This is a genomic window from Pseudoalteromonas sp. J2K-J031, from assembly GCF_058197095.2.
In genome coordinates this window covers 1,179,489-1,197,326 of the sequence record NZ_CM200279.1, presented here as the reverse complement: position 1 = coordinate 1,197,326, position 17,838 = coordinate 1,179,489, and the positions used below count along the sequence as shown (strand labels likewise).

General features: G+C 39.8%; 14 protein-coding genes and 1 tRNA gene. All 15 read right to left on the bottom strand.

From position 1 onward, the window contains the following. Positions 1-270 carry a K+/H+ antiporter subunit F gene (locus AC3KZC_RS05390; RefSeq protein WP_490579289.1) on the bottom strand — a complete coding sequence of 90 codons (270 nt, stop codon included), beginning with the start codon at positions 268-270 and terminating at the stop codon, positions 1-3. Beyond that, positions 264-800, bottom strand: a complete 537-nt coding sequence (locus tag AC3KZC_RS05385; RefSeq protein ID WP_490579290.1) for a Na+/H+ antiporter subunit E — start codon at positions 798-800, stop codon at positions 264-266. The genes AC3KZC_RS05390 and AC3KZC_RS05385 overlap by 7 nt, the downstream gene beginning before the upstream one ends. Then, positions 800-2,314: a monovalent cation/H+ antiporter subunit D gene (locus AC3KZC_RS05380; RefSeq protein ID WP_490579291.1), complete on the bottom strand. Its 1,515-nt coding sequence runs from the start codon at positions 2,312-2,314 to the stop codon at positions 800-802. Before AC3KZC_RS05380 ends, AC3KZC_RS05385 begins: the two co-directional genes overlap by 1 nt. Then, a complete protein-coding gene (locus AC3KZC_RS05375; RefSeq protein ID WP_490579292.1) occupies positions 2,314-2,676 on the bottom strand; it encodes a Na+/H+ antiporter subunit C in 363 nt (120 codons plus the stop codon). The genes AC3KZC_RS05380 and AC3KZC_RS05375 overlap by 1 nt, the downstream gene beginning before the upstream one ends. After that, the gene (locus AC3KZC_RS05370) at positions 2,676-5,468 is read right to left on the bottom strand and encodes a monovalent cation/H+ antiporter subunit A (protein WP_490579331.1); all 2,793 of its coding nucleotides are present in this window, start codon (positions 5,466-5,468) and stop codon (positions 2,676-2,678) included. The genes AC3KZC_RS05375 and AC3KZC_RS05370 overlap by 1 nt, the downstream gene beginning before the upstream one ends. Before the next feature lie 241 nt (positions 5,469-5,709). Beyond that, positions 5,710-7,221, bottom strand: a complete 1,512-nt coding sequence (locus tag AC3KZC_RS05365; RefSeq protein WP_490579293.1) for a tetratricopeptide repeat protein — start codon at positions 7,219-7,221, stop codon at positions 5,710-5,712. Between the two features lie 69 nt (positions 7,222-7,290). Next, positions 7,291-8,163: a lipoprotein NlpI gene (gene nlpI, locus AC3KZC_RS05360; RefSeq protein WP_490579294.1), complete on the bottom strand. Its 873-nt coding sequence runs from the start codon at positions 8,161-8,163 to the stop codon at positions 7,291-7,293. A gap of 189 nt (positions 8,164-8,352) precedes the next feature. After that, positions 8,353-10,482, bottom strand: a complete 2,130-nt coding sequence (gene pnp, locus AC3KZC_RS05355; RefSeq protein ID WP_490579295.1) for a polyribonucleotide nucleotidyltransferase — start codon at positions 10,480-10,482, stop codon at positions 8,353-8,355. Positions 10,483-10,690: 208 nt separating this feature from the next. Further along, the gene (gene rpsO, locus AC3KZC_RS05350; RefSeq protein ID WP_009838828.1) at positions 10,691-10,960 is read right to left on the bottom strand and encodes a 30S ribosomal protein S15; all 270 of its coding nucleotides are present in this window, start codon (positions 10,958-10,960) and stop codon (positions 10,691-10,693) included. Between the two features lie 110 nt (positions 10,961-11,070). Further along, on the bottom strand, positions 11,071-12,036 hold the full coding sequence (truB, locus tag AC3KZC_RS05345; protein ID WP_490579296.1) for a tRNA pseudouridine(55) synthase TruB: 966 nt from the start codon (positions 12,034-12,036) through the stop codon (positions 11,071-11,073). Next, positions 12,036-12,434: a 30S ribosome-binding factor RbfA gene (gene rbfA, locus AC3KZC_RS05340; RefSeq protein ID WP_009838826.1), complete on the bottom strand. Its 399-nt coding sequence runs from the start codon at positions 12,432-12,434 to the stop codon at positions 12,036-12,038. Before rbfA ends, truB begins: the two co-directional genes overlap by 1 nt. Positions 12,435-12,538: 104 nt before the next feature. Next, positions 12,539-15,190, bottom strand: coding sequence for a translation initiation factor IF-2 (gene infB / locus AC3KZC_RS05335; RefSeq protein WP_490579297.1), 2,652 nt, complete (start codon positions 15,188-15,190; stop codon positions 12,539-12,541). Positions 15,191-15,215: 25 nt separating this feature from the next. Continuing rightward, positions 15,216-16,712: a transcription termination factor NusA gene (nusA, locus tag AC3KZC_RS05330; RefSeq protein WP_490579298.1), complete on the bottom strand. Its 1,497-nt coding sequence runs from the start codon at positions 16,710-16,712 to the stop codon at positions 15,216-15,218. Between the two features lie 39 nt (positions 16,713-16,751). Beyond that, positions 16,752-17,207 carry a ribosome maturation factor RimP gene (rimP, locus tag AC3KZC_RS05325; RefSeq protein WP_490579299.1) on the bottom strand — a complete coding sequence of 152 codons (456 nt, stop codon included), beginning with the start codon at positions 17,205-17,207 and terminating at the stop codon, positions 16,752-16,754. 230 nt (positions 17,208-17,437) lie between these two features. Beyond that, positions 17,438-17,514: transfer RNA gene (locus tag AC3KZC_RS05320), tRNA-Met, on the bottom strand. Positions 17,515-17,838 lie beyond the last annotated feature (324 nt).

The following is a 17,838-nucleotide window of genomic DNA, read 5'->3' as shown; positions in this document are numbered from 1 at the left end:
TTATTCAATAATATCGCCGCGTAATAGGAACTTACACACTGCAACCGTACTGACAAAACCGAGCATCGCAATTAATAATGCAGCTTCAAAATATAGATTCGTATCGACTCGGATCCCGTACAAAATGATCAAAGCAATGGTATTAATATACATAGTGTCAAGTGCCAAAATACGATCTGGTACTGTCGGGCCAACAATAAGTCGCCATAAATTTAATAACAGCGAGATCCCGACCATAGATAATACAATTAAAATCACTGTATCTAACATTGAAAAATCTCCTTCAATGGGGCTTCATAACGTTGTTTGATTGTTTGAATAAGTTGCGCTTCATCTTCTAAATCTAAAACATGAATTAATAAAAAGCGTTGCACGGGCTCATCTGCCGGATTGATTGTCTCTGGCGCGGGATACACTTCGGCACTCACAGTTCCCGGTGTTAATGACACCGTACTGGCTAAAATTGTTATTGGCATTTCGTGTGAAAGATCCAGCGGTATTTTAACGAATGCTGGTCGTAAGCGCTTGGTTGGCCCAAGGATTAAGATGGCTACTTGAACATTAGCCGTAACAATATCGTATAGCACTAACAAAAAATGCCTCATAGCTAAACCTGGTCGCAAAATAAGCGGCTGTGGATCTCGAAAGCGAAACGTTAATAGCGGTATCACAATCGCTAAAAATACAGCCAAAATTAAATGCCCAACCGAAACACTATTGTTTAATAACAACCACACACAAAATAATAATAAACTTCGAAATGGCGTTGGCAGCCAACGCATTCTTGCTTCTAATTTCATTATTGCTGTCCCTCCAAAGAAACACCAATGACCGCATTTACATGGCCTTCTACATCATGTAATTGAGCAGCTGCTGCAAGAGTAAATTCACTAATTGGCCCTGCAAAAATAACCATTAATGGTGTACAACTGAGTAATACTATAACCATCGCAATTTGTAAGGGTACAGCCCGCTCTCCACTTGGCTCAGCATTGCTTTGTTTCCAAAATAAATTGCTTCCTGCACGGCTTAACGCAATCATTACCATCAAACTAGCCAATAGATAAACCGGCCAAAATGACAGATGAAAGTTAACCTCTAACGCAGCTTCTAAAAACCAAATTTTACCAATAAAACCAGACAAAGGAGGCATGCCAATGACACCTAACGCTGCAACAATAAAACAACTACCTAGTAATAACGGTTGTGTCACAGCCCTAGCTGGCACTAACCTATCAGCTGTTTTACCACGTTGTACTGATATTAATTCAGCCAATAAAAACAATGCTGCAACTAATACTGTTGAATGAATAAGATAATAAAGCGCGGCAGCTGTTGCCATTACAGAATGCATTGCAACCGCAGCAACTAAAGTTCCAACCGACACCACCACTAAATTAGCGACTAAACGACGAAAATCTTGACTGGCTAACACGCCAAACGCACCGGCAATAATAGTAATAATCGCCAAAGGCCACAGCCATTGTGCAACCATATTATCAAGCGATCCTGCATAAGCACCAAATATAACAGTGTAGACTCTGAACATGGCATACACACCAACCTTAGTCATAATTGCAAACATGGCACCTACTACAGGCATCGCCATTGAGTAAGTACTTGGTAACCACATATGTAAAGGTAAAATAGCGGCTTTTAAAGCAAAGACTATTAACAACAATAAACCGCCAATTTTTGCTAATGCGACATCATCACCAGATAGCATTGACACTTTTAACGCCATATCAGCAATATTTAAGGTTCCAAGTACACCATAAAGCACCCCAAGTGCGATTAAAAATACACTTGAACCGACAAGGTTTAAAATTACATAATGTAACGCAGCGCGCGTTTTTTGTTTATCAACGCCATGCATGAGCAACGAATAAGAAGCAATTAACAACACTTCAAAAAATACAAAAAGGTTAAATAAGTCACCTGTCAAAAACGCACCGTTAACACCAAGAGTTAAAAAGTGCATTAATGGATGAAAAAAGCTCCCTTTTTCATCATCGCCATTGAGTGAATAAGTAATACAGCACAAAGCTAAAAACGACGTTAAGGTAACTAATAAAGCAGATAATCTATCACCGATTAAAACAATACCAAATGGAGCTTTCCAATCACCTATTGCATAAACAATGGTTTGCCCATCTAAGCTTTTTATTAATAAAGCAATACTTGCGATAAAAGTTACAATTGCAAAAAGAACTGATGCCACTCTTCGAGCGTGAACATTTTTTCCACATGGCGGCAATAACAACACCATTGCAGCCAACATGGGAATTAAAACCGTTAAGGTCACTAAATGCATTATTTACCTTCCTTATAGGTGTTAGTTGCGCTGCTTATTGTTAACTCCTTTCCATCGACATGATCACTACCTAAATCAGCTCGCCCACGAATTGATAAAATAACCACAAAAGCTGTCATGGCGAACCCAATCACAATAGCTGTTAGCACTAAAGCTTGAGGCAATGGGTCAGCATATTGATCTGAAAAACCCAGCACTGCTGCTTTATTTAAACTCAGGCGACCTGATGCAAAAAGAAAAAGATTTACGGCATAAGACAACATAGTTAATCCCAACACCACTGGAAATGTGCGAGCTCGTAATAGCAAAAACACGCCACAAGTTACTAACACACCAACACACGTTGCATATAACGCTTCCATTATTTGCTCTCCTGCTGTGGCTGTTGATTTATCGTCAATTTACCTAAACTTGCTAAAATCATTAACGTTGACCCAACCACAGTTAAATAGACACCTAAATCAAATACTAAAGCACTGGCTAACTCAATTTTACCGACCAAAGGAATATCAAAATATTCAAACCATGTAGTTAAGAAAGGTCGACCAAATAACCAACTACCCACACCTGTCATAAAGGCGATAGCAATACCAAACGCAATAACTTTACGATAATTGACATCAAAACGGTCATAAATCCATTGAGAACCATGGGCCATATATTGAAGAATGAATGCAATAGCAGTAATTAAACCGGCAATGAACCCACCTCCAGGAAGATTGTGGCCTCGTAAGAAAATATACACTGTCACAAGTAACGCCAACGGTAATAAGCTTTGTGAGATACTCGCCAATAAAATTGGGTGACGCTCGCGCGCCCAAGGACGACCTTCACCATCACTTGAAGGCATAAATAACGGTAAATTAAGCAACATTTTGTAAATACCTAAAGCGGCAATCCCTAATACAGTAATTTCACCCAGCGTATCAAAGCCCCTAAAGTCAACCAATATGACATTAACTACATTGGTACCACCGCCACCGATTTTGGCATTAGCGAGGAAATAATCTGAAATAGACTGTAATGGGCGAGTTAAAATCGCATAACAAATACTGCCAATAATCACACCTAAACTCGAAGCAATCGCTAAATCCCGCAAAATTCGTACTGAGCTTGATTCTTTTGGCGTGCGGTGAGGTAAAAAGAATAAAGCCAACATCAATAAAATAACTGTGACCACTTCTACAGTCAGCTGTGTTAATGCCAAATCAGGCGCTGAATAACGTGTAAATGCAACTGATACCATTAAGCCAACAACCGAAATGGTTAATAAGGCAACCATTCTATTTCGATGCCAAATAAGTGTTGCAAATGCACCAGCAATCATTAAGCCAGCCCCAACGGCTGCATTAGGAGTAATTGTTGTTGTGGGTTTTGAGCCTGCTAATTGAACCATTTCAAATAAAGGTAATCCGGCCAGCACAATCACACTTATCAGAATCAATAAGATATAGCGCTGCAGAGAACCGGTTTCAATTAAACTAGTTGTTTTTTGACTCCATTTGAGTAAATGTTCAACTGCTATTTCGAACCATGCTTTTGCTTCAAGTGAAGGAAGTGAGGCTTGAAACTGGTAAAAATATTTACGCTGGCTATAAACAAATAACCCTCCAACTATAGCCAAAAAACTCATAAGTAAAGGTAGGTTGAGCCCATGCCAAATAGCCAAGCTATAGTCAGGCAAATTTGGCCCAAGCAGTGAAACCGACGCAGCAGCTAAAACGTCATTAACAACAAAATTAGGGACTATTCCTACAACAATGCAAAGCGCCACTAAAACCTCAATGGGTACACGCATGTATCGTGGAGGTTCATGTGGTGTTTTAGTCAAACCAATAGGTTCACCATTAAAGAAAACATCATGAATAAAGCGGATAGAATACGCCACTGAAAACACTGCGGCTAAAGTTGCTAACACGGGTATCAACCAAGACATAGACCCTAACACCTGCTGATGAAGCGTCTCGGCAAAGAACATTTCTTTTGATAAGAAACCATTCAATAGCGGCACACCGGCCATTGACGCTGCAGCGACCATTGCCAGAGTTGCAGTATAGGGTAAAAATTTGAGCATGCCATTGAGCTTGCGCATGTCACGAGTACCGGTTTCATGATCAATAATCCCCACAGCCATAAACAATGATGCTTTAAAAATAGCGTGATTAATAATATGAAAAATAGCCGCAACCGCTGCCAATTGTGTATCTAAACCTAATAACAAAGTAATAAGGCCTAAATGACTAATCGTCGAATACGCGAGCAAGCCTTTTAAATCGTGCTTGAACAGAGCCATATATGCACCAAATAATAAAGTTGCAAGGCCTGTTAAACCAACCAGTAAAAACCAAATATCTGTACCGGCTAAAGCCGGATAAAATCGCGCTAATAAGAAAATACCCGCTTTAACCATTGTTGCTGAATGTAAATAAGCACTAACGGGCGTAGGAGCTGCCATTGCATGAGGAAGCCAAAAATGAAATGGGAATTGCGCAGACTTTGTAAATGCACCTAATAAAATCAACACTAAAGTCACAGTGTATAGACTATGTTGTTTGATTATCTCGCCACTTTGCAAAATAACACTTAAATCATAGCTACCAACAATATTGCCTAACAATAACAAGCCTGCGAGTAAAGCCAATCCACCCGCTCCGGTGATAGTCAATGCCATACGAGCACCTTTGCGCGCTTCAGATTGATGCCACCAAAAACTAATTAATAAAAAGGAACTAATACTCGTCAGCTCCCAAAAGACCCAAAGCTGAAGAATATTATTTGATAAAACAATGCCCAACATTGCGGTCATAAATAGCATCAAAAAGGCATAAAATTTAGCCATAGAGTCTTTAGGGCTTAAATAGTAACGGGCATACAAGATAACCAATAAGCCAATTCCTAAAATCATAAAAACAAAAAGAAGGGCTAAGCCATCAAGGCGAAAGGATAAATCGATGCCAAGAGCAGGGATCCAACTCAATTGATAAGTTAACAATTGGCCAGAAAAAACCTGCGGGGATAAACTGATTGCAATCACAAGAGCTATAAATGGGGCCAAAGCTGTTAACCATGCACTGGTGGTTCGGCCAAATCGCCCACTTAAAGAAGCAACCACGCTTCCCAACAGTGAGAGTAAGGGGATCCATAATAGAGCTATCACGTTATTTTTTTCCTCTATTCAATGTTGCACATATAAGTTATAGCAACTATTGATAAAACACTCTTCAATTTAACAGACAAACAGGCAATTAAACCAGTCTATAATTTGTTGAAGCAATACGCATTAGTCAGGGATAAAGACTATTTTATAGCTTTGAAATCATAACATTTTTAATATTAAAGCTCATAGCGATATAGATGAAATTCAATTATTACGAGATAGATTTCAAAGTTGGCAGTTAAAAAGGTGCTAAATTGATAAGCTGGATGGCTAGAGGGTTCGATTGGGCTGCCGCATGATTTAAATAACGCTTAGCTGCCGTTTCATCTTTAGGACCACCCTCACCGCTTGCAAGCATTTTAGCGTAAAAATACTGGCCATAACTATCTCCTTCCATCGCCGAGAGTTGATAAAACTGCCGAGCTTGCGATAGATTTTCTAACTTATAATAAATACGTGCTAATGATGAATATGCGATTGGCCAGTTAGCTAATAAAGACAACTTATTTAATGCTGCTCCAACATCACCCTGCTCTTCAAACTCCAACGCTTGCAGTAAGTGGCTATAATAATCACCTTGGTTAACCCCATAAGATAGCCAATAGTTATCTTCGGTCAGGTTGTACATTGCATTACTAAATGTTTTTAATTCACCTAAATGATGTTCCATGTTACGACGTAACAGTACCTTATAACTTTGGGGCATAGCAGCATCTAAGTACTGCATTAAAGTGGGTTCTTCTACTTGCTTATATGCTTGTAGCAAAAGCTGGTTACAAGTCGAAACCGGGTACAAATTATCTAAAGATTTCAGATTAGTATCATGGACTACTAATTGACTTAAGGATGTTGCTAGTTGATTACAGCGCTGAGATTGCTTTTCAATAGTTAATGGGTATTCATCTTCAAATCCAAATAAATGGAGCCACTCGTGTTTGAATACATTGAAGTCACTGTCGGCTGACAGGTACATAATGCCTTGATTAACATTTGCAGCACCATCAGATGCCATAATAATTAAATGGCGAACACCTTCAGGCCAATTTTTTTGTCTTGCTAAGTAATTAAGGTCACATTTGACATTACGATTACCAACACAAGGCAACTGTTGTTTTGGCAGATATAACGTTACTGAAAAACACACTTGAGCCACATTTAAATCATTATCCGCTTTAAATATATCGATATGTCTTGTTAAACGTTGCAACCCAACAAGGTCTGTAGCAATAGGTACAACTTTAACTGAGCATTGTTTTTCTGGGTCAAACGAAAGTTGCTCTATGCGCTGCGTAAAATCAACGTCATATTTTTTTTGAATTTTTATATAAATAGGATCAGGTAATGAAGGTAGAGTTGCCCCTAACTGAAGCTGACTAAGATACCACTCAAAAATCAATTCATTCTTTTGGCCAAAGTCAGCCAACGACTGCCACATAGCATGCCGCTGATAAAATTGACTAAGACTAACAACTGCTTGCTCAGAAAAATCACTCGTAACTTGATACGCTTGTTTATAGTAAAATTCTGATAAATCTAATCGATTTTCATCTTCATAATGCTGCGCTAATAACAAAGATGCTTTGGGATCTTGAAGTGCTGATAATTGCTTTAAAACGGCTAAGTGTTGGTAGGCTTGTGACGGAATGGAATTTTGAAAAACCAAATAATTTGCTAGGGCTGTTTTACCGGCTAAAAAGTGATACTGGTGTAAATCAATAGAGCGATCAGTATCAAATCTGACACAACCCAAACAAATAACAAATAAAAACCAGACTCTAAGTTCTGGTTTTAGTGTGTTCTTATAAAAAAAATGCATCAATTAGTTTTGAGCGTACAAAAGCTCAAGTTCTAAGCGCGCATATTTATATTCAACAAATTCATGCACATTGGTAGAAAGTGATAATTTAAAGTAATCTTCGGCGCTGCGGATATTACCAGCAGCTAAATGTAACTTAGCTAAATAAAAATACGCTTCACATAAACGTTCTGCATACTGCTGTTCTGTTTCGAGATTATCCTCAAGACCAGCTAAGAACTTAGCTTCACTTAATTGACCACTAAATAAAGTCACTAATTGATACGCCCATTTACTGTTATCGAGCAATACAGCAGCTTGATTAAGATTTTCAAGCGCAAGCTTACTATCAACCTCTTTTTCAGCCAGATAACGCCAAATAACTCGGTATGGGTCGCTTGGTGCACTTTCTAAAAAAACATTAAAATCTTGAACTGCAAGCTGTGGACGGCCACCATAATAAAGTGCAATACCGCGATTTAAATAAACATATTCATGTTCAGGCTTAAGCTCTGCCACCGCATCAAACATCTCATACGCTTTATCATATTGCTGCAACAACGTATGGTGGATCCCCAAAAAATTATACACTTCAGGTAAGTCAGGCTTAAGCGCCAAAGTACGATTAAAATCAATTCGAGCTAAAGTAGACAACCCTAAACTATCAAATAATACACCTCGATCGTAAAAAAGCTGTGCTTTTTGCTCATCAGTTAAATTAGTACGATACAGCAACTCTGAATAACGAGCGATGGCAATTTCACTTCTAAAGTCGGTTGCTAATGGAGTTGAAAATGCAACGTCTATAATCGGCCTATCTGAATTTTTTGGGGCCAGGCTACATCCCATCAACATGCCAGTTAATAATGACATCACAGCAATTTGTTTTAAGCGCATCGACTTCCTTAACTTCAAAAAGGTATTATTTTAAATTTCAAACAATCTTTGTAACTTATCTAATTACTTTAAGGTATTAATAAATTTTAACCCGCGATTAGAAAGTATTCCTTCGGATTAGTTTTCCATTAGAGCATAAAAAAAGAGGCCTTACAGCCCCTTATTTTCATCAAAAATGAATTTTAGCGATTACGCTTGTTCTTCACTTTCTACAGCTGCAGGTGTTGATGGTGCTGATGCTTCTTTAATGCTTAAGCGCACACGACCTTGGCGGTCAACTTCAACCACTTTAACTTTAACTTCTTGACCAATGGTAAGATGATCAGCCACGTTATTTACGCGCTCTTCACAGATTTGTGAAATATGAACTAAGCCATCTTTACCTGGCAATACGTTAACAAACGCACCAAAATCAACTAAACGTACCACTTTACCTGTGTAGATAGTACCCACTTCAAGTTCAGCAGTTAATTGCTCGATACGCGCGATGGCAGCTTTAGCGCTGTCACCATTTGTAGCTGCAATTTTGATTGTACCATCATCTTCGATTTCAATCGTTGTGCCAGTTTCTTCAGTTAAAGCACGAATTGTTGCGCCGCCTTTACCGATTACTTCTGCGATTTTCTTCGGTGGAATATTCATAGTGTAGATACGTGGAGCAAACTCAGATAACTCAGCTTGTGGTGCAGAGATTGCCTGATCCATCACACCTAAAATATGTAAACGTGCTGCTTTTGCTTGATTTAAAGCAATTTGCATAATCTCACGTGTAATACCTTCGATTTTGATATCCATTTGAAGTGCAGTGATACCATTGCTTGTACCCGCTACTTTGAAGTCCATATCGCCTAAATGATCTTCATCACCTAAAATATCTGATAAAACAACAAAGTTTTCATTTTCTTTTACAAGACCCATCGCGATACCCGCAACAGATGCTTTAACCGGAACACCCGCATTCATTAGCGCCAGTGATGTACCACATACCGATGCCATTGATGATGAACCGTTTGATTCTGTGATTTCAGACACAACACGTACAGAGTATGGGAATTCTGTTAATGATGGCATAACGGCTTGAATACCACGTTTTGCTAAGTTACCGTGACCAATTTCGCGACGCTTAGGTGAACCAACAAAACCTGTTTCACCCACACAGAATGGTGGGAAGTTATAATGCAACATGAAACGGCTGTTTGTTGTACCAGATAACGCATCTAACATTTGTGCATCACGCTCTGTACCAAGTGTTGCTGTTACTAATGCCTGCGTTTCACCACGTGTGAAAATAGCAGAACCATGAGTACGAGGTAATACACCTGTCATCACGTCTAGCGCGCGGATCATATCTGGTTCACGACCATCGATACGTTTCTCGCCTGCAATAATACGGCCACGTACAATTGTTTTCTCAAGTGAACCGAATAAATCACCAATTTCATTTTTATCTAAGTTTTCGCCTTCAGCTAGTTGCGCTGTTAATGTTTCCATTACCTCAGCTTTAGCTGCAGAAAGCGCTTCTTTACGGGCAACTTTATCTGTAATTAAATAAGCTGCACCAATTTTCGCTTCAGCGATGTTGGCAATTTGAGTTGCTAAATCAACATTTTTTGCAGGTGCAGACCAGTTCCATGTTGGTTTACCCGCTTGCGCTTTGAATTCAGCAATTGCAGTAATGATCGCTTGCATTTGCTCATGGCCATACATTACAGCACCAAGCATTACATCTTCAGGTAAAATATTTGCTTCTGACTCAACCATTAATACAGCATTTTCAGTACCAGCAACAACTAAATCAAGTTGGCTCTCTTCAAGCTCTTTCACTGATGGGTTTAATACATATTGGCCATTTACATAACCAACACGTGATGCACCAACTGGGCCATTAAATGGAATACCAGAAATAGCAAGTGCAGCAGAAGTACCTATTAATGTAACGATATCTGGTTGAATTTCAGGGTTAAATGACACTACAGTTGCGATAACTTGTACTTCATTTACAAAACCGTCTGGAAATAGTGGTCGAATTGGGCGGTCAATTAAACGAGCGATAAGTGTTTCAGCATCGCTTGGACGGCCTTCACGCTTTAAGAAACCACCAGGGATACGACCAGCAGCATACATACGCTCTTGGTAGTTTACTGTTAGTGGGAAGAAGTCTTGACCTGGTGCCGCTTCTTTTTTGCCTACAACAGTAACAAGTACTGATGTATCACCAATACTAGCAAGAACTGCTGCGTCAGCTTGACGCGCGATAGCGCCTGTTTCGAGTGTTACTGTGTGTTGTCCTAATTGGAATTTTTTAATAATAGCTTGCAATGAATTATTCCTTCATATGTCTTTCTTTGTTTATCGAAATACCAATTACAGTAGTTAATTGTACTTTTCCCTTTAAAATCAAGGGCAAGATCAATTAACTACTACAATTGGTACCATTTCGACCTGTAGTATACTTTATCAACGCCATTATGGTCGATGATTAGGATAAAAAAAAGGGGCTAAAAGCCCCTTTTTTAAAATCAAGTTCTTAGCGACGTAGGCCAAGTTCTGCGATTAAGCTTGTGTAACGAGCTAAATCTTTACGCTTTAAATAATCAAGTAATTTACGACGTTGGCTAACTTTACGTAATAGACCACGACGAGAATGGAAATCGTGTTTGTGATCAGCAAAGTGACCTTGTAACTTATTGATATCAAAAGTTAAAAGTGCAACTTGAACTTCAGGTGAACCAGTGTCGCCTTCAGCGCGTGCGAATTTAGCTAGAATTTCAGCTTTTTGTTGAGTACTTAGTGACATAATGACTCCAAAATAAATTTAAAAGATGCTTTAGCCGATCACTAATTCAGCCAAAACGATTAAGCGGGCAGATTCTACCAGAAAATACACAATCTACAAGAAAAAAACCGTTACTTATCTAACGGCTCATCGCTCGGTTTATGGGTCGATAAACCGCGTTTTGATTTTAATTGACCCAACTCATTGCGCTCGCCTATACCGATAAAGCGCATATCAGGCTTAACAACCACCTTGAAAACACCTTCAGGTAAATCAGCCATTTCTGACGTTTGACCATTTTTGAAAGCAACTTCTTGCTCTTCGTTAATAAAAACTTCAGGTAACGCAACCAGAGCGCTGTCCATTGGCAACAATAAGCTGTCTAAAAAAGGATGAGCTTCAAGCCCTTCAAGGTTTTGCTGCGCCAATTTTGCGTCTAAATCTGCTAAAGACATCATTTGTGAAGCGGGATAATGACCTACAGCACTGCGATGTAACATAATGACGTGTGCACCACAGCCTAACATCTCACCTAAATCATCAATGATGGTGCGAATATAGGTGCCTTTACTGACATGCGCGGTAAGCTGAATCTCTTCGGTAGTAACATCATACTCATCGAGTGTTAAACTAAATACGGTGATTTTTCGACATTTTCTTGGTACTTCTATCCCTTCGCGGGCATATTTATATAAAGGTTGCCCTTGATATTTTAAAGCAGAGTACATCGATGGATATTGATCCGTGGTGCCAAGAAAGCCTGCAACTGCACTGTCAAGTTGTGCTTGGGTGATATTGACTGGCTTTTCTGAAACAACATCACCATCAGAATCAGAGGTAGTTGTTCTAACACCTAATTTTGCTCGCACTACATACGTTTTATCAGTATCCAGCAAAAATTGTGAGAACTTAGTCGCTTCACCAAAGCAAATTGGCAGCATGCCTGTTGCTAAAGGGTCAAGTGCACCAGTGTGGCCAGCCTTTTGCGCACCATACAAATATTTAAGTTGTTGCAGCGCTTTATTTGATGACAAACCTATTGATTTATCTAGTAAAAAAATGCCGTCAAGTGGACGGCCTTTTGTTTTTTTTGCCATTATTCTTCGTCTTCTTGACTCGCTTCAGGACCACGTTTGAGTTTATCTTCACGGATCACTTTATCTACTAAATTAGACATGTGCATGCCCTCTAGTAACGAACGATCTAATACAAATTTTAAATTAGGCATAATTCGTGCTCGAATACGTTTGCCTAATAACGAACGAATAAACCCTGTCGCTTCATTTAAGATTGCGATGCTTTCATTCGATTTATCTTCGTCTTGAGTATTAAGGATTGTTACAAATATTTTGGCATAAGCTAAATCTCTTGAAACCTCAACAGCCGATACTGTTGCCATTCCTAGACGAGGATCTTTTATTTCTCTTTGTAGGATCACTGCAATTTCTTTTTGAATTTGCTGGCCTACGCGATCAGTACGAGAAAAATCTCTCATTTTCACCACTTTGAATAGTTATCATAAGCCCCAATAGGCTCATAAGTTAAAACACTAATGGGGGCTAAAGCCCCCATTTAAATTAATTATTTTGATTCAACGAGTTATAGAGTACGTTGAATTTCAATAATTTCGAATACTTCGATTTGGTCGCCCACTCGAACATCGTTATAGTTCTTAACGCCGATACCACATTCCATGCCATTACGCACTTCTTGTACATCGTCTTTGAAACGACGTAGTGATTCAAGCTCACCTTCATAGATAACCACGTTATCACGTAATACACGAATTGGATTATTACGTTTAATGTTACCTTCGGTCACCATACAACCTGCAATGGCACCAATTTTTGGTGATTTGAATACATCACGTACTTCAGCTAAACCAATGATTTGCTGTTTGAACTCTGGTGCTAGCATACCTGACATAGCTGACTTAACTTCGTCAATCAAGTTATAAATAACACTGTAGTAACGTAAATCTAAGCTTTCGCTATCAATCACTTTACGCGCAGAAGCATCGGCACGTACGTTAAAACCAACTACAATCGCATTCGAAGCTGCAGCAAGTGTTGCATCAGTTTCAGTGATAGGGCCTACACCGCTACCTACGATCTTCACTTTTACTTCATCAGTAGAAAGCTTTAATAATGCATCGTTGATTGCTTCAACAGAACCTTGTACGTCTGCTTTAAGTACCACGTTCACTTCAGAAACATCGCCTTCAGTCATGTTAGCAAACATGTTTTCAAGTTTAGATTTCTGTTGACGAGCAAGTTTCACATCACGGAATTTACCTTGACGATATAATGCTACTTCACGCGCTTTACGCTCATCTTTAACAACAGTCGCTTCATCACCTGCTGAAGGTACGCCTGAAAGGCCTAAAACTTCAACTGGAATTGATGGGCCAGCAGATTCGATTGGCTTACCATTTTCATCACGCATTGCACGAACACGGCCGTATTCAAAACCACATAATACGATGTCGCCTTGACGTAACGTACCTGATTGAACAAGGATAGATGCAACAGGGCCACGGCCTTTATCAAGACGAGATTCAATAACAACACCTGACGCCATACCAGAGTGGTCAGCTGTTAATTCTAAAACTTCAGCTTGCATTAGGATTGCATTAAGTAATTCATCAATGTTTTCACCGGTTTTTGCTGAAATATGAACGAACTGAACATCGCCGCCCCACTCTTCAGAAATAACACCGTGTTGTGATAATTCATTCTTAACGCGATCTGGGTCCGCACCCTCTTTATCCATTTTGTTTACAGCAACGATTAACGGCACTTCAGCGGCTTTCGCATGCTGGATTGCTTCAATAGTTTGTGGCATAACACCATCATCTGCTGCAACAACAAGAACAACGATATCAGTCGCTTTAGCACCACGAGCACGCATTGAAGTAAATGCAGCATGGCCCGGAGTATCAAGGAAGGTAATCATACCTTTGCCGATTTCAACATGATAAGCACCAATGTGCTGAGTGATACCACCCGCTTCACCTGATGCTACTTTCGCTTTACGAATGTAATCAAGTGTTGATGTTTTACCATGGTCAACGTGACCCATTACTGTAACCACTGGTGCACGAGACTCTTGTTTACCTTCATCACCACGGTCAGCAAGAACGTTTACTTCAAGTTCATTTTCTTTTACTAAAACAACTTTATGGCCCATTTCTTCAGCCACTAACTGCGCTGTTTCTTGGTCAATAACTTGGTTAATCGTAACCATGTCACCCATTTTCATCATTGTTTTAACAACTTCAGCACCTTTAACTGCCATACGTGAAGCAAGTTCTGCAACCGTAATCGTTTCACTGATACGTACTTCACGAAGTACATCACCAGTTGGTTTTTGGAAACCATGCTGTAGCGATTGTGGCGCTTTTAATTTACCTTTGCGGCCTTTACCAACGCGTGGTGGCTCTTTCTCTTCCGTCGATTTTTTCTTCTTACGACGGCGTGCAAATTTTTCTTCTTTCATGTCAGACTCATCTTCTGCAGCACGCGCTGTAGTAGATGTAGTTAGATGGAAATCAGATGATTCTTCACGTTTTTTACGCTCTTCATCTTCTTGTTTCCAACGTCCTTCATTTTGCTCGGCCAAAATGCGCGCTTCTTCAGCTACGCGTTTAGCTTCTAATTCAAGCTTTTGGCGAGTTGCTTCTTCAGCTTCACGCTTCAAACGCTCCGCCTCGAGTTTATCTTGAGCCGAACGCTCTTTATCAACTTTTTGAGTAGTCACGTTATTCTTTGCTTTCTCTTGAGCTACGCGCTTTGCTTCTGCTGCTTTACGTTCAGCTTCTTCTTTCGCTTGACGTTCAGCAGCTTCTTTCGCTTGACGCTCTGCTTCTTGTTGCTTGTGTTTAAGTTCAGCTTCTTTTGCTAAACGCTCCGCTTCTTGCTTAGCTTGCTCAAGTTGCTGCTCTTCTTCCAATGAACTTTTCTTTACATAAGTACGTTTTTTACGTACTTCAACTTGAACAGACTTCCCTTTACCTGCGCCGCCAACACTTAAAGTGCTTTTGCTTTTGCGCTGTAAAGTCATGCGTGCAGGCTCATTCAGTCCTGCTCCGCCATGTTGCTTATTTAAATGGTCCAGTAATTCGGTTTTTTCCGACTCACTTACTTGTGAACTTGCAGACTTGTTGATTCCTGCTTCAGCAAACTGTTGGACTAATTTATCAACCGTTGTACCTATGTCACTGGCCAGCTTTTCAATGCTTACATCTGCCATCGTATTTGTTACCTCCGTCAATAAATTATTCGTCGCCAAACCAGCAAATATTACGTGCAGCCATAATTAGCTCACCTGCTTTCTCTTCTGAAAGCTCTGTAATATCGACTAACTCGTCAATACCTTGCTCAGCCAAGTCTTCAAGTGTTACAACACCTTTACTTGCTAATACAAATGCTAAATGTCTCTCAAGACCTTCAAGTGCTAATAAATCTTCAGCTGGTGCAGAACCCTCTAGTGATTCTTCAGAAGCAAGCGCTTGTGTTGTTAAAGAGGCTTTAGCGCGCGCGCGAAGCTCTTCAACCGTATCTTCATCAAGACCATCAATTTCTAAAAATTCAGAAGTAGGTACATAGGCCACTTCTTCAAGTGTTGAGAAGCCTTCGTCAATTAATAATTGAGCAAAATCTTCATCGATATCTAAGCCTTCAGTGAAAACTTTGATTGCTTTACCTGATTCTTCTTGGTTTTTCTTATTCATATCATCAACAGTCATTACATTCAATTCCCAACCAGTCAATTGACTAGCTAGACGAACATTTTGACCATTACGACCGATAGCTTGCGCTAAATTATCTGATTCAACAGCAATATCCATTGAGCGTGAATCTTCATCCATTACGATTGAAGCCACTTCAGCTGGCGCCATAGCGTTGATTACAAATTGTGCAGGATTGTCATCGTATAACACAATATCGATACGCTCACCGCCAAGCTCGGTAGAAACAGCTTGAACACGCGCACCGCGCATACCGACACACGCACCCACAGGGTCGATACGCTTGTCATTTGATTTTACTGCAATTTTAGCACGAGAACCTGGATCACGGGCAGCGCCACGGATCTCAATCATTTCTTCGCCAATTTCCGGCACTTCAATGCGGAATAATTCAATTAACATTTCAGGCTTTGAACGGGTGACAAATAATTGTGCACCACGTGCCTCTGGTTTAACTGAATATAATAAACCACGAATACGATCGCCTGGACGGAAGTTCTCACGTGGTAACATATCATCACGGTAAATAACAGCTTCAGCATTATTACCCAAATCAAGCACAATTGCTTCACGGCTGGCTTTTTTCACCACACCGGTCACCATTTCACCTTCTTGATCTTGATACGCTTCTACGATTAATGCACGCTCAGCTTCACGTACTTTTTGTACGATCACTTGTTTAGCGGTTTGAGTCGTAATACGATCAAATTTAATTGACTCGATTTGCTCTTCAATAAAATCACCTAATTTGATGTTAGGATCATCGTAAACAGCAGCTTCAATTGTGATCTCACGATATGGGTTTTCAAGACCACCTTCGCGATCTTCGACCACTTGCCAGCGGCGGAAAGTATCATATGAACCGGTTTTACGGTCGATACAAACACGTACGTCAATGTCACCATCATGTTTTTTCTTAGTCGCAGTTGCTAGTGCAAACTCTAACGCTTCGAATATTTTTTCTTTTGGAACCGCTTTCTCATTGGAGACAGCTTCTGCTACCAATAATATCTCTTTTGCCATATGTAATGCCTCGCTTGCCCTGTTCCTTTCGCACTCGAATTAAAATTTAGCGATAATGTTTGCTTTTTCGACATTGCCTAACATGACCATGACGTCTTTGTTATCAATTCTTAGCGTTAACATATCACCATCAACTAAAATTAGGTCGCCTTTGAAGTTACGGCGGCCGTCTTGCGGAAGCTTTGTTCTTAAACGAATTTCTTCGCCTTGCGCTTTTATAAAGTGTTCTGGCTTGAATAATGGACGATCCACACCAGGAGAAGAAACTTCCAAGTTATATTCATTTGTAATTGGATCTTCGACATCTAGAATAGCGCTAACTTGACGACTCACATCCGCACAATTATCAACATTTATTCCATTTGCATGATCAATATACACTCGCAATGTTGAATTTCGACCTGCTTGTACTACTTCAAGCCCTAATAATTCAAAGCCTAACGCCTCAACTGCAGGCTCTAACATTGCAATAATATCTTGCTCGAGCTTAGTCACAGAAATCCTCCATACAAACAAAAAAAGGGCACATAGCCCTAGAATCTTAGTTAGGTTTAGAAACAACAACGCCCCGTACCAAGCGGGGCGTCACACCTAAAACATATAACTGTGTGGCCAACGGCCTAACCTGGTAAAAGGTTGTAATTCTAAACCAATTAAGTCAATGACGACTCATAAAACAAAAGCGCATTAAATCAATAATACGCTTTAAGTTACTGAAAAGTAACTGGTTGCGGGAGCCGGATTTGAACCGACGACCTTCGGGTTATGAGCCCGACGAGCTACCAGGCTGCTCCATCCCGCGTCAGAATTGCAACGATTATAATTTCAGAGCCATTAATAAGCAACCTTTGGTTGTTATTAAATTCAATTAAGCCCAAGCGCTATGAGTCTCGGACTTTCTTAATTATTAATAAACTCAACGTAATATCGCTATTTATTTTACTGGATAAGCTTAGACAAGATTATCTTTTTAGATAAGACAGAATATAAAACTCATGTTCGGTCATTCAGCCAGCTAACATAGGCCAAAAAGCTTTATTTGAAATCACGGACCACCTATTTAATTGCTTTAGAGCAGGGCTAATACAAACTTCAATTAAATATCACACAATATGGCTCTATTAAT

Excerpts from the sequence above, each read along its gene's own strand:
- truB (WP_490579296.1), bottom strand. The coding sequence starts at position 12,036 with ATGGCAAAAAAAACAAAAGGCCGTCCACTTGACGGCATTTTTTTACTA.
- rbfA (WP_009838826.1), bottom strand. The coding sequence starts at position 12,434 with ATGAGAGATTTTTCTCGTACTGATCGCGTAGGCCAGCAAATTCAAAAA.
- rpsO (WP_009838828.1), bottom strand. The coding sequence starts at position 10,960 with ATGTCACTAAGTACTCAACAAAAAGCTGAAATTCTAGCTAAATTCGCA.
- infB (WP_490579297.1), bottom strand. The coding sequence starts at position 15,190 with ATGGCAGATGTAAGCATTGAAAAGCTGGCCAGTGACATAGGTACAACG.
- AC3KZC_RS05375 (WP_490579292.1), bottom strand. The coding sequence starts at position 2,676 with ATGGAAGCGTTATATGCAACGTGTGTTGGTGTGTTAGTAACTTGTGGC.
- AC3KZC_RS05390 (WP_490579289.1), bottom strand. The coding sequence starts at position 270 with ATGTTAGATACAGTGATTTTAATTGTATTATCTATGGTCGGGATCTCG.
- AC3KZC_RS05380 (WP_490579291.1), bottom strand. The coding sequence starts at position 2,314 with ATGCATTTAGTGACCTTAACGGTTTTAATTCCCATGTTGGCTGCAATG.
- nusA (WP_490579298.1), bottom strand. The coding sequence starts at position 16,712 with ATGGCAAAAGAGATATTATTGGTAGCAGAAGCTGTCTCCAATGAGAAA.
- AC3KZC_RS05385 (WP_490579290.1), bottom strand. The coding sequence starts at position 800 with ATGAAATTAGAAGCAAGAATGCGTTGGCTGCCAACGCCATTTCGAAGT.
- nlpI (WP_490579294.1), bottom strand. The coding sequence starts at position 8,163 with ATGCGCTTAAAACAAATTGCTGTGATGTCATTATTAACTGGCATGTTG.